13 protein-coding genes are annotated in these 14,278 nt (G+C 65.1%); 8 read left to right on the top strand and 5 right to left on the bottom strand.

Annotation, left to right across the window (positions count from 1 at the left end; genetic code table 11):
• Positions 1-6 precede the first annotated feature (6 nt).
• From LDZ27_RS18800 to LDZ27_RS18775, 6 genes are read left to right on the top strand one after another with little or no spacing between them, the layout of a single operon-like run.
• Complete coding sequence (locus LDZ27_RS18800; protein WP_244816391.1) at positions 7-486, top strand: hotdog family protein; 480 nt, start codon at positions 7-9, stop codon at positions 484-486.
• Positions 483-1,208, top strand: a complete 726-nt coding sequence (locus tag LDZ27_RS18795) for a 3-ketoacyl-ACP reductase FabG2 (protein ID WP_244816390.1) — start codon at positions 483-485, stop codon at positions 1,206-1,208. The genes LDZ27_RS18800 and LDZ27_RS18795 overlap by 4 nt, the downstream gene beginning before the upstream one ends.
• Positions 1,208-2,434, top strand: coding sequence for a beta-ketoacyl-ACP synthase (locus LDZ27_RS18790; RefSeq protein ID WP_244816389.1), 1,227 nt, complete (start codon positions 1,208-1,210; stop codon positions 2,432-2,434). Before LDZ27_RS18795 ends, LDZ27_RS18790 begins: the two co-directional genes overlap by 1 nt.
• Positions 2,431-3,717: a beta-ketoacyl synthase gene (locus LDZ27_RS18785; protein ID WP_244816388.1), complete on the top strand. Its 1,287-nt coding sequence runs from the start codon at positions 2,431-2,433 to the stop codon at positions 3,715-3,717. The genes LDZ27_RS18790 and LDZ27_RS18785 overlap by 4 nt, the downstream gene beginning before the upstream one ends.
• 9 nt (positions 3,718-3,726) lie before the next feature.
• On the top strand, positions 3,727-4,152 hold the full coding sequence (locus tag LDZ27_RS18780) for a hypothetical protein (protein WP_244816387.1): 426 nt from the start codon (positions 3,727-3,729) through the stop codon (positions 4,150-4,152).
• A gap of 25 nt (positions 4,153-4,177) precedes the next feature.
• Complete coding sequence (locus tag LDZ27_RS18775) at positions 4,178-4,612, top strand: excinuclease ABC subunit A (RefSeq protein WP_244816386.1); 435 nt, start codon at positions 4,178-4,180, stop codon at positions 4,610-4,612.
• Between the two features lie 61 nt (positions 4,613-4,673).
• Here the strand turns inward: LDZ27_RS18775 and LDZ27_RS18770 are convergent, their stop codons facing one another.
• Positions 4,674-5,414, bottom strand: a complete 741-nt coding sequence (locus LDZ27_RS18770) for a class I SAM-dependent methyltransferase (protein ID WP_244816385.1) — start codon at positions 5,412-5,414, stop codon at positions 4,674-4,676.
• Positions 5,415-5,541: 127 nt separating this feature from the next.
• Between LDZ27_RS18770 and LDZ27_RS18765 the strand changes: the two genes are divergently transcribed.
• Both LDZ27_RS18765 and LDZ27_RS18760 read left to right on the top strand, forming a co-directional pair.
• A complete protein-coding gene (locus LDZ27_RS18765) occupies positions 5,542-6,786 on the top strand; it encodes an NAD(P)/FAD-dependent oxidoreductase (protein ID WP_244816384.1) in 1,245 nt (414 codons plus the stop codon).
• A gap of 444 nt (positions 6,787-7,230) precedes the next feature.
• Positions 7,231-10,449: an autotransporter outer membrane beta-barrel domain-containing protein gene (locus LDZ27_RS18760; protein WP_244816383.1), complete on the top strand. Its 3,219-nt coding sequence runs from the start codon at positions 7,231-7,233 to the stop codon at positions 10,447-10,449.
• A 250-nt stretch (positions 10,450-10,699) separates the two neighbouring features.
• Here LDZ27_RS18760 and fnr read toward each other — a convergent pair whose 3' ends face one another.
• The 4 genes from fnr to LDZ27_RS18740 all read right to left on the bottom strand — a co-directional run bounded on the left by fnr (position 10,700) and on the right by LDZ27_RS18740 (position 14,078).
• Positions 10,700-11,488, bottom strand: a complete 789-nt coding sequence (gene fnr / locus LDZ27_RS18755; protein ID WP_244816382.1) for a fumarate/nitrate reduction transcriptional regulator Fnr — start codon at positions 11,486-11,488, stop codon at positions 10,700-10,702.
• A 198-nt stretch (positions 11,489-11,686) separates the two neighbouring features.
• Entirely contained in the window at positions 11,687-12,340 is a 654-nt protein-coding gene (locus tag LDZ27_RS18750; protein WP_244816381.1) for a response regulator transcription factor, read from the bottom strand.
• Positions 12,341-12,768: 428 nt separating this feature from the next.
• Positions 12,769-13,314, bottom strand: coding sequence for a hypothetical protein (locus tag LDZ27_RS18745; RefSeq protein ID WP_370653413.1), 546 nt, complete (start codon positions 13,312-13,314; stop codon positions 12,769-12,771).
• Positions 13,287-14,078, bottom strand: coding sequence for an SDR family NAD(P)-dependent oxidoreductase (locus LDZ27_RS18740; RefSeq protein WP_244816380.1), 792 nt, complete (start codon positions 14,076-14,078; stop codon positions 13,287-13,289). The genes LDZ27_RS18745 and LDZ27_RS18740 overlap by 28 nt, the downstream gene beginning before the upstream one ends.
• Positions 14,079-14,278 lie beyond the last annotated feature (200 nt).

Here is a 14,278-nt window from a genome sequence, read left to right as displayed (position 1 = left end):
GGTCACATGAACATCGACGAAAACGAAGGCGCGTTTCCGCCTATCGAGACGATCATTCCTCATCGCGGCTCGATGCTGCTGGTCGACGAAGTCATCGCATGCAGCGACGACGCGCTGACCGCGCACGCCACCGCGCGGCCCGATGCGTGGTATGCGGACGCGCACGGCGCGATGCCCGCGTGGATCGGCATCGAATTGATGGCGCAGGGCGTCGCGGCGCATGTGGCGCTCGTCGCGATGCGCGCGGGCGGCCGTGCGCGGCCCGGCGTGCTGCTCGGCACGCGAAGCTATCGGGCGCGGACGAGCGCGTTCGCGCGCGGCGCGCGGCTCGTCGTTCGCGTGCGCGAAGTGCTGCGCAGCGAGGAAGGCCACGGCGCGTACGAATGCGCGATCGACCATGACGGCGAGCCATGCGCCGAAGCCGTCATCAAGGTCTTTCAGCCGCACGACTTTCAAACATTCATCGAAGGGAGCTTCAGTTCATGAGCCGTCGCGTTCTCGTAACCGGGGCAAGCCGCGGCATTGGCCGGGCAATTGCATATCAACTGGCTGCGGACGGCTTTGCCGTGTCCGTGCATTGCCGCACGGGCCGCGCCGAAGCCGAAGCGGTCACGGCGGGCATCGTCGCGCAGGGCGGGTCGGCGCGCGTCGTGCAGTTCGACGTGCGCGACCGCGCCGCATGCCGCGAGGCGCTCGAAGCCGACGTCGCGGCCCACGGCGCGTACTACGGCATCGTGTGCAGCGCGGGCGTGACCCGCGATGCGGCGTTCCCCGCGCTCACCGACGAAGACTGGGACGTGGTCATCGAGACCGGTCTCGATGCGTTCTATAACGTCATCCATCCGCTCACGATGCCGATGGTGCGCGCGAAACAGGGCGGCCGCATCGTGACGATCGCGTCGGTGTCGGGCGTGATCGGCAACCGCGGCCAGGTGAACTACAGCGCCGCGAAAGCAGGCTTGATCGGCGCGACCAAGGCGCTTGCCGTCGAACTCGCATCGCGCGGCATCACGGCCAATTGCGTCGCGCCGGGACTCATCGACACGGGCATGCTCGACGGCGTGCCCGTCGAACATGCGCTCAAGACCGTGCCGATGAATCGCGTCGGCCAGCCGGGTGAAGTGGCCGCTGTCGTCGGCTTTCTGATGTCGGATGCGGCTTCGTATGTGACGCGCCAGGTGATCGGCGTGAATGGCGGGATGATCTGATGAAGCGAGTCGTCGTTACAGGCATGGGCGGCGTTACGGCGCTCGGCAGCCGCTGGGACGAGATCGAGGCGGCGCTCAAAAGCGGCCGCAATGCCGTGCGCCGCATGCCCGAGTGGGATTTTTTTCAGGGCCTGCATACGCGCCTCGCCTGTCCGCTGCCGCAGTTCGAGCAGCCCGCGCAATGGCCGCGCAAGAAGACGCGGTCGATGGGCATCGTGTCGATGTACGCCGTGCGCGCGAGCGAACTCGCGCTTGCCGATGCGGGTCTCGCCGGCGATGCGTCGATCAGCGACGGGCGCATGGGCGTTGCCTATGGATCGTCGTCCGGTTCGGTCGAGCCGATCCGCGCGTTCGGCACCATGCTGCGTACGGGTTCGATGACCGATGTCACCTCAAATAGCTACGTGCAGATGATGCCGCACACGACTGCCGTCAACGTCGGGCTGTTCTGGGATCTGAAGGGCCGCATTTTGCCGACGTCGTCCGCGTGCGCGTCGGGCAGCCAGGCGATCGGCTTCGCCTACGAAGCCATCGCGACGGGCAAGCAGACGATGATGCTCGCGGGCGGCGCGGAGGAACTCTCCGGGCCCGCCGTCGCCGTATTCGACACGCTGTACGCCACGAGCACGCGCAACGACGAGCCGCACCTCACGCCGCGTCCGTTCGATGCCAGGCGCGACGGCCTCGTCGTCGGCGAAGGCGCGGCGACGCTCGTGCTCGAAGAGTACGAACACGCGATGGCGCGCGGCGCGACGATCCACGCGGAAATTGCCGGCTTCGGCTGCAATTCCGACGGCGCGCACATGACCCAGCCGACGGCGAGCACGATGGCGCGCGCCATGCAGCTCGCGCTCGCGGACGCGCGGCTCGATGCAGCGGCCATCGCGTATGTGAACGCCCACGGCACATCGACGGATCGCGGCGACATCGCCGAAAGCCATGCCACCGCGCAGACCTTCGGCGAAGCCATGCCGATCAGTTCGCTGAAGAGCTATGTCGGCCACACGCTCGGCGCATGCGGCGCGCTCGAGGCGTGGTGGACCATCGAGATGATGAACCGCAACTGGTACGCGCCGACGCTCAATCTCACGCAGGTCGATGCCGCTTGCGCGCCGCTCGATTACATCGCGGGCGAAGGGCGCCCGATCGATGCCGAATATGTGATGAGCAACAACTTCGCGTTCGGCGGCATCAATACGTCGCTGATTTTCAGGCGCGTTCGATGACGTTTACGCAAGGCAGGCAGCGCGTGGTCGTGACGGGCATGGGCATCGTTTCGTGTCTCGGCAATGCACTCGACACCGTGAGCGCGGCGTTGAAGGCCGGGCGCTGCGGCGTCACGCGCGTCGACGCGTGGCGCGAGCGCGGCTTCGGCTCGCAAGTGGCGGCGGTGGCGTCGGTGGAAGACGAGCCGCCCTTCGACCGCAAGCTCGAACGCTTCATGGGCGAGACGGCGCGCTTTGCGTGCCACGCGGCGCGCAAAGCGATCGAGGACGCGCGGCTCGGCTATGAGATGTTGAGATCGCCGGAAGCCGGCGCGGTGATCGGCTCGGGCGTTGGCGCGATGGCGGCATACGACGCGGCGCTCGGCATCGCGCTCTCGCGGGGCGTTGAAAGAACGCCGCCGTACACGGTTCCCAGGGCGATGAGCAGCACCGCATCCGCGAATGTCGCGCAGGTGTTCGGCATCGAGGGCGTCGCGTACTCGCCTTCGTCGGCATGCACGACGTCCGCGCTCGCCATCGGGCAGGCGATGCAGTTGATCCAGACGGGACGGCAGCAGATCGTGCTGGCGGGCGGCAGCGAAGCGCTGCACGACAACATGACGCTGATGTTCGACGCGATGCACGCGCTGTCGCGCGCCTTCAACGACACGCCGTCGGACGCCTCGCGTCCCTACGACATGGCCCGCGACGGCTTCGTGATCGGCTCGGGTGCGGGCGTGCTGGTGCTTGAATCGCTCGACCATGCGCTGTCGCGCCACGCGCGCATCTACGCGGAACTGACGGGCTTCGGCCAGAGCACGGACGGCGCGGGCATGGTGTCGCCGCACGCGGGCGGCATTGCGCGGGCGTTGCGCATGGCGCTGGCCGAGGCCGGCGCGCTGCCCGACTACATCAACACGCACGCGCCTTCGACGCCGCTTGGCGACGCCGAAGAAGTGCGTGCGTTGCAGACGGTGTTCCGTGCGGACGTGCCGCCGTTCTCGTCGACGAAAGGATTGACGGGCCATCCGCTCGGCGCGAGCGGCGTGCACGAGGCGATCTACACGCTGCTCATGATGCGCGACAGCTTCATCGCCGGAACAGGAATACCCGGCACGCGCGGCACGCTGGACCCGCTCGCGCAGCGCATGCCGCTCGTGCTGGAAACGCGCGAAGCGTCGATCGAGCGCGCGATGTCCGTGTCGTTCGGCTTCGGCGGCAGTTGCGCAAGCCTGATGTTCGAGAGATTCCGACCGCTGCCCGTCGGTGCAAAAACGGGCGCATCCATAAACGAAGAAAAGTGAAACTGCACAATGAAAACAAAAATCCTTCTGGCGATGATGGCTGGCCTGCTCATCACGCAAACGGGCTGCACGACCAAGGTCCGCTCGCTGCCGATGCCCGCCGCGGTTCAAACGCAAAACACGAAGGACGTGCCGCTCTATTTCGGTAATCAGCAGCACGCGAACGTGAAGACGAAGCTCGGCGTGAAGGAAGTGTCGGTGCGCGTGGCGCGCACGATGGACGGTCAGGAAGCGACCTGCGAAATCGCGCTCAACAAGGCGCTCGATCAATTGCGCGATTACGCGCGCGACCGACACGCGGATGCCGTGATCAATGTCACGACGCGCTTCCAGCACAACGAGAGCGCGTCATCGACCGAGTTCACCTGCGGTGCAAGTAACAATGGCTCGACGCTCGCGGTGCGCGGCGATGTCGTGAAGTTCGACGTCGAATAAAGTCATCAACCACTCGCCATACATCATGAAGCGTCAATTCATTCTCACAGCAGTCGTTTTAAGCATGTTGTCGTCGCAGGCGTTCGCGCGCAACTCGGTCGCGAATTATCCCGTCGAGCCCGCGTTGAAGAGCGAGCCGGGCAAAGTGGACCAGAACATACCGCTTTATTTCGCAGGGCAGCCGCATCCGAACGTGACGAAGACCTTCGGCGAATTTGCGACGAACAAGAAGACCAACGCGTTCGGCAAGAGCGACGAGGCCGCGTGCCAGCACGCATTTCTCTCGGCCGTGATGGAATTGCAGGCGCGCGCGAAAAAGGAAGGCGGCAACGCGGTCATCAATATCAAGAGCAACTATCAGAACCAGCCGCGCGAGAGCGCGACGGAGTTCACGTGCGGTGCGGGCGCGGTGATGGCCGGCGTCGCGCTGAAGGGTGAAGTCGTGACGCTGAAGAAGTAGGACGCGCGCAAAGCGCGGCGCGCTCGAGAGATGCGCGCCGCGCTGTCGTCGCCTTGTCGCGTCAGACCATTTTCCTTGCCGCGACGTTGACGAGCGTTTCGCGCCGCTTGCCGGGTTTCGGTGTGTAAAGGCCGATGCGTTCGAGAAGGCCGAAGTCCGCCGCGCGGCTCCACCACAAATAAGGCAGCGAGACGTTACGGGCCTCGAAGCTGAAACCGCTGTTGCGGATCATGTCGAGATAGCCTTGCGCGCTCTTTTGCACCTGCATCGGGTGGCGGAACAGCAGTCGAATGACCCACGATTTGATGTACGCATCCGTCGATTCCGCGAAAAGCAGCACGCCGCCCGGTTTCAGCACGCGGTGGAATTCGGCCAGCGCGCGTTCCTGCTCGACGAGGTGATGGAACGTCTGGTGGCAAAAGACGATGTCCGCGCTTGCGTCCTGCAGCGGCAGATTGGCGCAGTCGCCGTGGAGCAGTTCGATCTTCGTCGCCGAGGTCTCGGGATTCGCTTCGCATGCACGCGCGGAATGAGTAGCAAGCGCGAGCGACGGCTCATGAAAATCGATGCCGACGATGCGTTGCGGCTTGAACGCCTGTGCAAGCAGACGCAACGAAAGCCCCTGGCCACAGCCTGCGTCGACGATCACGGGCGCGGCGGGAAGCGGCGTGTCGATAAGGCGTTTCAGATCGTTGATGGCGACACGCAGAACGTGATGCTCCCACGTATGCGTGCGCAAGAACCAGACGCCGAAAGACGTCTCGGGGACGAACGGCACATTGGATGTTTCGGTGAACTGCACGATGGGTCAGATATGAAAGTAGTTCGAGTTGGTTTTTATGCGCGGAGGCGTGCAATTGTAATCGCTGACGCCTCGCTCATGCAGTGACTTCGCAATACGTTGCCCTGTGCAACAGAGGGAAAACAGAATGATCAAGGAAGGTTCCAAAAACGTCACGGTCGATGTCGCCATCATCGGCGCGGGACCATCGGGCGCGGTGGCCGCGGCCTTGCTGCGCAAAGCGGGACGTTCGGTCGTCGTGCTGGAAAAGCAGCACTTTCCGCGCTTTTCGATTGGCGAAAGCCTGCTGCCGCAAAGCATGGCGTATCTCGAAGAGGCGGGCATGCTGCGGGCAGTGGTCGAAGCGGGCTTCCAGTACAAGAACGGGGCGCACTTCGTGTATCGCGATCAGGCTTCGGCCTACGACTTTCGCGACAAGCATTCGACGGGATGGGGCACCACCTATCAGGTCGAACGCGCCGGGTTCGACGATCTGCTGATCCGCTGCGCGGCGGAGCAGGGCGCCGACGTGCGCTTCGGTCATACGGTCCTCGCGATGCGGACGGGCGATGCGCCCGTGCTCGATGTCATCGACGAAGCCGGCACGCAATACGCAGTGCACGCGCGCTTCGTGCTCGACGCGAGCGGCTTCGGGCGCGTGCTGCCGCGCCTTCTGAATCTGGAGGCGCCAACGCGCATGCCGACGCGCGCCGCCCTCTTCACGCATGTGCGCGACGGCATTCCGGTCGACGCTCACGATCGCAGCAAGATCACGGTGGCCGTGCATCCTGAACATCGCGATGTGTGGTACTGGATGATTCCGTTGGCAAACGGGCGATCCTCCGTGGGATGCGTCGCCGAGGCGCCGTTTCTCGATGTGCCGGAATCGGAGCGCGAGCACAGACTTCGTTCGCTGATCCAAAGCGAGCCGACGCTCAACCGGTTGATCGGCAATGCGCCGTTTCTGATGCCCGTGCGGCATATCGGCGGCTATTCGGCGAACGTCGAGAAGCTGCATGGCGACGGTTATGCGCTGCTCGGCAATGCGGGCGAGTTTCTGGACCCGGTCTTCTCGTCCGGCGTGACTATCGCGCTGCGTTCCGCGCACCTTGCCGTCGAGACGCTCGAACGTCATCTGCATGGCGAAGTCATCGACTGGCAAGCGCACTACGACGCGCCGTTGCGCAAGGGCATCGACACGTTTCGCGCATTCGTCGAACGATGGTACTCGGGCAAGCTGCAGGACATCATCTTCTCGCGTGAACAGAACCCGGTCATTCGCCGGATGATCAGCGCGGTGCTGGCCGGTTATGCGTGGGACGAAACGAATCCGTATGTCGCTGAATCGGCGCGCCGGCTCGATACATTGCATGAGGCGTGCACACAGCGATAACGGAAAGCGCGATTGCGCGGCAATCGGTCGCCCTAATCAACCGTCCGACGCGGGATGCGTCGGACGCGCAGTCCAACGCACCATTCACTCCGCCGCCGGGCGCCTCGCCAATAGCCCCGGCAGAGGCATCCGCAAGGTTTCAGCGTCGCGTCGAAACTGCGTTAGTCGTCCGGAGTGAGCGCTGGCGAAACGGGCTGCCGTTGTACGCAAATCGCGGTGCGGCTCACCGGAACACATCGCCGGATCAACTCGGCGCATCCGTCCTTATCGGCACGACAACACGCCCTCCGCGACATGCGAAACGCGGCAAACGCGGCATCTGTAAGCTGCGAAAGAGCCTTGTAATGCAAGCGGCCTTTGTTAAATTGTGTAAAACCTTGAGATCGCATAGGAGTTCTTTGTTGTAATGGCGCGCGCTGATTTCTTTAACCAATTATTACAAAGATGCGCGCCAACTCTCCCTCGCGCAGCACCCTAGGTGCTGCATATGCAATCCTTCTTTTCCCTTTTCTTGCCTTCCAGTCGACGCTCGCCGATGCAGCGTGCACGACGACGGGCCTCACCACCACCTGCGGCGCGCTCGCACCCAATCCCGTTACCACGCGGATCGGCAACGGCAATGTGTCCAGCGAGGATGGCCGAACCGTGACGGTCGGAACGGGCGCGTCGGTGGCCGTCGGTGATTCCAACGCGATCAGTCTGCGCAACAACGCGAAGGTGGTGGTCGAGAATGGCGGTTCCGTGAAAGCGAACGCCGTTGTGTCAAACGGCATGTACAGCACGGGCGCGAATACCATCGAGTTCGCGAACAACGGATCGCTCACCGTGCAGCAGGGTGGACAGGTCCTCGCCACCGGCCCGCAGACGCAAGCGGAAGCCGTGAACCTGCAGGGCAGCGGCAACATCGTCACGAACGCCGGACTGATCCGCGCGAACAACGCCGCCGCGATCTGGCTGCAGAACGTCTCCGGCAGCAACACCATCGTCAACCAGGCGACGGGCACGATCCAGGCGCCCGGCAATGTGATCGGCGCGAGCGGCAACGGGTCGGTCGACTTCACGAATCGCGGAAAGGTGATCGGCTCCCTGATGCTCGCCGGCGGCGACGATACGGTGCGTCTCTACACGGGCTCGTCGATCAGCGGCAACGTGGACGGCGGCGCGGGCAACGATACGGTCTATCTCAACGGCGACGGTACGGGCACGCTTTCGGGCACGTTCAGCGGCTTCGAATCGCTGTACAAGGCGGACAAGGGCACCTGGACGCTGACCGGCCCGATATCCGGCGCGACGCGGGCGGAAGTGCAGGACGGCACGCTCGCGCTGACCGGCAACAACGCGAACTATTCCGGGTCGATCGTCGTCGATGCGCTCGGCGTTCTCGAGGCGCGCGCGCAGAGCCTGCCGCGAGCGATCACGGACAACGGGCTCGTGCGCTTCGCCCAGCCGGACAACGGCACGTACACCGGACAGCTCTCGGGAACGGGCGGCATCGAAAAGACGGGCGCCGGCGTTCTCACGCTGGCGCCGTCCGCTGCGGGCGGCAACACGTATAGCGGCGCGACGACGCTGACCGGCGGCACGATCGCTATCGGCGCGGACAACGCGATCGGCGCGCCGACGGGCGCCGTCGTGTTCAACGGCGGGACGCTGCGGCTCGACAATGCGCTCGATCTCGCGGCCACGCGAGCGATCAGCGTAGCGGCGCCGGGCGGCACCATCGATACGCAGGGCTTCGCCTCGACGCTCTCGCAAGGCGTGACCGGCGCGGGCGCGCTGACCAAGACGGGAAGCGGCACGCTCACGTTGCTCGGCGCGAACACGTATGCCGGCGGCACGACGATCTCGCAGGGCACGCTTCGGCTCGGCAACGGCGGCACGTCGGGCAGCATCGCGGGCGATGTCGTCGATAACGGCGCGCTCGTGTTCGATCGCTCGGACAACGTCGGCTTCGGCGGGCGCGTGTCCGGTACGGGCGATGTCGTGCAGGCGGGCGCCGGCAGCACGGTTCTCAACGGCGCGAACGCTTACGCCGGCGCGACTGACATCGCGGCGGGCACGCTCGTGGCCGGCGATGCGGCTCACGCCAACGCGACGCTCGGCACCGGCACGACGACCATCGCGGCCGGCGCGAGTCTCGGCGGATACGGCACGGCGCCCGGCGCGGTCGTCAATCGAGGCACGATCGCCGTCGCGAACGCGCTGGGCGCGTTTTCCGGCGATCCGTCCGGCACGTTGACCATCGGCGGCGGCCTCACGAACGCCGGTCTCGTGCAACTCGGTTCGTCGGCGGCGCAGACGGGCAACCGGCTGCGCGTCGGCGGCGACTATACGGGCGTCGGCGGCACGCTCGCGCTCAACACCGTGCTCAATCAGGGCGGCAGCGCGACGCAAACCGATTCGTTGTCCATCGGCGCAAACGCGGCCGGTCAGACCGCCGTGCGCGTGCATGGCCTCGGCGCAGGCGTGCCGACGGTCGGCGACGGCATCCGCGTCGTTCAGGTCGGTGGCGTATCGGCTGCGAACGCGTTTCAACTCGCCGCGCCCGTGCAAGGCGGCGCGTATCAATACATGCTGTATCGCGGAGGCGCGGCGAGCGCGAACGACTGGTATCTGCGCTCGCAGATCGAAGCCGCTGGCGACGCCTCGCCGGGGGCGTCGTCGCGGGCATCGGCGAGTCAGGCGGTGCCGGCGTATCGTCCGGCAGTCGTCGGCTATGCGATGGCGCCGTCGCTCGACCTCGACTACGGCTTCGAGACGCTCGGCCGCCTGCACGAGCGCGTGGGCGACGTCGCGGCGCTCGACCAGGCGCAACCCGGCCACGCTGACGGCGTGTGGGGACGTATCGGCGGAAACAATCTCGACGAGCACGGCAACGACCGTTTCTCCGCGGACAGCCGCTCCTTCTTCGCGCAGTTCGGCAAGGACTGGACGGTGTCGCACGGCGCGGCGGGCGGCAGCACGCACGCGGGCGTCACCCTGACGTTCGGCACGACGAGCGCGAATTTCGATGACAGCGCACGCGGCATCGATCCGACGCTCGGCACCGGAACCGGCTCGATGACCACGCAGGCGCAAAGCGTCGGCGGTTATCTCACGCGCTATTTCCGCGACGGCTCATATGTCGATGGCGTCGCGCAGTTCACGCACTACCGCAACAAGTTCGGCGATGTCTACGGAGGCGGCAGCGCGCAGAACGGTTTCGGCGTGGCGGGGTCGGTCGAGGCCGGCAAGCCGTTCCAGCTCGGCGGCTCGCCCGTCGCCATCGAGCCGCAGGCGCAACTGGCCTATCAGTACCAGAAGCTCAACGCGTTCAGCGACGGCGTCTCCGATGTTTCCGGCAATGCATCGAATGCCTTGCGCGGGCGGCTCGGCTTCCGGCTCTTCAGGCTCAACATGCAGAACGACTCGAAGACGAGTTCAGCGACGCCCTACCTCACGGCGGACGTGCTGCACGACTTCGTTTCGCCGGGCGCGACGACCGTCGGCGAGACGTCCTTCGGCATGTCGCCGGCGCGGACCTGGTACGAACTCGGCCTCGGCGTGAGCGCGAACATGGGCCGGGCGTCCGAGTTGTACGTCAACGTCAAGTACGCGCACAACATGGGCGGCGACGCGCGGCGCGACGTCTTCGGTCAGGCGGGGTATCGGTTCAGCTGGTAATGCGGCGCGGCGCGGGGTTGCTTGCAGCGATTCCGCGCCGGCCAGTGTCACGGCGAGCGCGAACGTTGCGGGTGCGAAGCTCACGCGCTTCATCGGTGAAGCGGCAGCAGCGGTGTAGTCGACGGATGGCACCGGCGATACCGTGCCTTTCCGCGATCGGCGCGCGTGACGACTAGCGGCATCACATCGCGCGACCGCACGCGCTGCGCCATGCCGAGTGCAAACACACGGCGCTCACCGATCCCCGCCTTCACACGCTTTCGAGACCCGCCTGATCCAGAATCCGCACTTCCTTGCCGCGTGCATCGACTGCGCCGGACTTCTGCAGCTTCGAGAACATGCGGCTCACGGTCTCCAGCTTGAGGCCCAGATAACTGCCGATCTCCTCGCGCGTCATGCGCAGCACGAACTGCGCGGGCGAGTAGCCGCGCGCCTTCATGCGCGTCGAGAGATTGAGCAGGAAGGCCGCGACACGCTGTTCCGCCGACATCGTCCCGAGCAGCAACATGAGGTTCGACTCACGCACGATCTCGCCGCTCATCAGACGATGCACATGATGTTGAATCGCCCTGACCTCGCGGCACAGCACTTCGAGCAGATCGAACGGGATGATGCAGACGACGCTGTCCTCGAGCGCGATCGCGTCGCACGTGTGGCTGTCGGCGCTGACGCCGTCGAGCCCGAGCGCATCGCCCGCGAGTTGAAAGCCCGTGACCTGCTCGTGGCCGTCGCGATGCACGACGACGGTCTTGAAGCATCCGCTGCGCACCGCATAGACGCTCTGGAACGCATCGCCCGCACGGTAGAGCGTCTCGCCGCGGCGCACGGCGCGCGTCGAGCAGATGAGGGCGTCGAGCCGCTCGTAATCATCGGGAGAAAGACCGCTCGGCATGCAGACGCCTTGCATCGAACAGGTAGAGCAGCGAATGCGCTTGCGTGTCGCGCCGGTCTCGGAGAGGTCCGTCGCCTGGAACGCGCGGCGCGGCACGGGCGCTTCGTGGTGGCGAATAACGGATTGGGCTTCGCTTGCGGGAAACATGCGGTGCCTCCTGTCGAACGTCGGGTTCGCGCGCGCGAGCCGGATGCCGGGACAGCGTGGAATCTCGATGCGCGGCGCATCAGTCCATTCGTCGATTATTGGCCGCGTCATCGCCGAAATGAATCGGCGGTGGCGGAAACTTCGGTAGGCGTTTGCGCAGACGTGTAGGGAAATCCTGACGGCGATGAGACCGGGCGTTCAGGCGTCGTCGTTCTCGTCTTCGAAAAGCCGGTGCCGCACGGCGTAGCGCACGAGCGCGGCTTCGTGCGGCATCTGCATTTTCTCGAGAATGCGCGCCTTGTACGTGCTGATGGTCTTCGCGCTTACGCACAGCGCCTCGCCGATCTGATTGATGGATTCGCCCGCGCACAGCCGCCGGAAGACTTCGAATTCGCGATCCGACAGACGTTGATGCGGCAACGCGTCCGCCGGCTCGGTGAGGCTCTGCGCGAAGCGCTCCGCCATCGCGAGGCTCACGTAAGCGCCGCCCGCCGCCACTTTGGTGACGGCCGAGATCAGTTCCGCGCTCGCGCTTTCCTTGGTGAGATAGCCCGATGCGCCCGCCTTGAACGCGCGTGCGGCGTATTGCTGTTCCGCGTGCATGGTCAGCACGAGGATGCGAAGCGCGGGCTTCTCGTCCTTGATCTGCTTGATCAGTTCGAGCCCGCTGCGGCCCGGCATCGAAAGGTCCAGTACGAGCACTTGTGCCGGCGTGGAGCGCACCAGCGCCAGCGTGCTCGCGCCATCGTTCGCTTCGCCGGCCACCTGGAAGCCGGTCGCGTTGGCGAGGATATGCCGCAGCCCGTCGCGCACGAGCGTGTGGTCGTCCGCGATCAGCACTTTCGTCGTCATGGTTGCGATTCCTTTTCTCGCACTGCGTTTCGCGCTGCTTTTCGCAGTGCTTCTCGCGGCAACGCCACGGTCAGAACGATACGGCGCGCGTGCGCATGACGCGCGGTATCGCGAGCGCTTCTTCGATGATACGGAAAACCGCGTAAGCGGAACGGAATGGCGGCAGATGTTGCGCTGGCGCTTGCATCGTTCGATCCCCACGATCTCATTGCTTGCGGTGCCTGCGGCAAACTCACTTTGCCCGTTAAGCACGTGTTTGTGGAAACACACTCGACCTCGGCTCATGAACGGACATCTGAGAGTCATTGCGACCCTAAGAACGCAGCGATTCCGTGGCAGCCAGGGGCAATCGCGGCTGGCGGTGCAGCAGGCCTCGACATGAACACACGCACGAGAGGCCCGAACACGCGACACAGCCATTGACATGCTCACGCCAGGTCGGCTCCGCTCGAAGCCGGGGAGACCCGCGGCGACGTCACGATGGAGCGCAGTTCGGGCGCCGGCCCGGAAAGTGCCTTGAGATCGGGGACCGGTCGACACAGCGCGTCGTCCGTATCGAACGCGGCTTCGAGCGCCTCGGATATCTCGGGCAATCGCGCATCGCCACGCACCGGGCCGATCAACTGCACACCGGACGGCATGCCGGCATGATCGACGCCGCACGGCAGGGACAACGCGGGATTCGTCATCAGCGAGACGAGGTACGTGAGTCCGAGCCAGCGATAGTAGGTATCGAGCGGCTCGCCGTTGATCGATTCAAGATGCCATTGCTGCGCGTACTCGCCAGGCATGTCGATATGGAGCAACCGCAAGCCCGTGATTTCGCCGAGTTCGAAGAGGTTGCCCCCGATGGTGGACAGATGCGCGGGCAGATTCGCGCCGACGTTGTCGACAGGAAACGCGATAGCAGAGCTTCGCCGGTTCCCTACGTTCGACGAACGCGCTTTCAGCGACGGCTCCAGCACCGGCGGCAACGAGTCGACGCGCGCGACGCGTGCGCGTTCCTTGAGGGCATCCGTTTCGCCGGGCAGCGCGAGAAAGGTGCCGCTCGACTACTCGCCCGCAATGACCTCCGCTGCCTTTGGATAGGCGCCATCGGCGTCGCCGCGTAGATCGAATCGATGAAGCCCCCGCGTTTCGTCGCGAGCTGACGGCGCACGAAGTCCGTGAGCGTGAACGCAGGAGCGACCGCGTTCACGCGTATTCCCGACTTCGCGAACTCGCGCGCGAGCGATTTCGTCATCGCGAGAATGGCGCCCTTGGACGTGGCGTACGCCGCGGTGCCGAGCATGCCGCCGCCTTTTTGCCCCGCGATCGAACTGAGATCCACGATCGAGCCGCTCTTCTGCGTGACCATCTGGCGAATCGCCTCCTGACAGCACAGCCATGTTCCCGTCGTGTCGACTTCGAGCACGCGGCGGAATTCGTCGGGCGTGATGTCCAGAAACGCCTTCGCGCTCTCGACGCCCGCGCTATTCACCAGCGCGTCGATGCGGCCCCACTCCGAGACCACGGTTCGGACCATCGCTTGCACGCTCGTCTCGCTGGCGACATCGACCGCGACGGGCAACGCATCGAATCCGCTCGCGCGAATGGACTGCGCGGTGTCGTCGGCGGCGGATTCGTGAAGATCCGCGATCACTACGCGATGACCGCGGCGCGCCAGGCGTTGCGCGCTCGCCTGGGCAATGCCGCTCGCCGCGCCCGTGATGATCGCAACAGGTGTCTCTTTCGTCATTATTTTCATCTTTGCGTGTCGGGGAAGTGAGCACGAATATAGGCTCGCCTTCGTCCCGCATCGAACGAAATGATTTCCGCACTGGAGGAGAAAAAATCACATGAGCGGTGGGCGCTTAACGGCGTGCTTGCGGGCGATCGGCGTCGGTTGGTTCTCTCGCGACTGCTCCCGGCGAAACCACGATTTAGCTCCTTGCCAAA

It is taken from the genome of Caballeronia sp. Lep1P3 (assembly GCF_022879595.1).
Lineage (GTDB): Bacteria > Pseudomonadota > Gammaproteobacteria > Burkholderiales > Burkholderiaceae > Caballeronia.
This window is presented reverse-complemented; position numbering and strand designations above follow the sequence as displayed.

What these genes read in the sequence shown, in the direction of transcription:
- LDZ27_RS18775 (WP_244816386.1), top strand. Translation starts at nt 4,178, where the DNA reads ATGAAGCGTCAATTCATTCTCACAGCAGTCGTTTTAAGCATGTTGTCG.
- LDZ27_RS18740 (WP_244816380.1), bottom strand. Translation starts at nt 14,078, where the DNA reads ATGACGAAAGAGACACCTGTTGCGATCATCACGGGCGCGGCGAGCGGC.
- LDZ27_RS18795 (WP_244816390.1), top strand. Translation starts at nt 483, where the DNA reads ATGAGCCGTCGCGTTCTCGTAACCGGGGCAAGCCGCGGCATTGGCCGG.
- fnr (WP_244816382.1), bottom strand. Translation starts at nt 11,488, where the DNA reads ATGTTTCCCGCAAGCGAAGCCCAATCCGTTATTCGCCACCACGAAGCG.
- LDZ27_RS18750 (WP_244816381.1), bottom strand. Translation starts at nt 12,340, where the DNA reads ATGACGACGAAAGTGCTGATCGCGGACGACCACACGCTCGTGCGCGAC.
- LDZ27_RS18760 (WP_244816383.1), top strand. Translation starts at nt 7,231, where the DNA reads ATGCGCGCCAACTCTCCCTCGCGCAGCACCCTAGGTGCTGCATATGCA.
- LDZ27_RS18800 (WP_244816391.1), top strand. Translation starts at nt 7, where the DNA reads ATGAACATCGACGAAAACGAAGGCGCGTTTCCGCCTATCGAGACGATC.
- LDZ27_RS18765 (WP_244816384.1), top strand. Translation starts at nt 5,542, where the DNA reads ATGATCAAGGAAGGTTCCAAAAACGTCACGGTCGATGTCGCCATCATC.
- LDZ27_RS18780 (WP_244816387.1), top strand. Translation starts at nt 3,727, where the DNA reads ATGAAAACAAAAATCCTTCTGGCGATGATGGCTGGCCTGCTCATCACG.
- LDZ27_RS18790 (WP_244816389.1), top strand. Translation starts at nt 1,208, where the DNA reads ATGAAGCGAGTCGTCGTTACAGGCATGGGCGGCGTTACGGCGCTCGGC.
- LDZ27_RS18785 (WP_244816388.1), top strand. Translation starts at nt 2,431, where the DNA reads ATGACGTTTACGCAAGGCAGGCAGCGCGTGGTCGTGACGGGCATGGGC.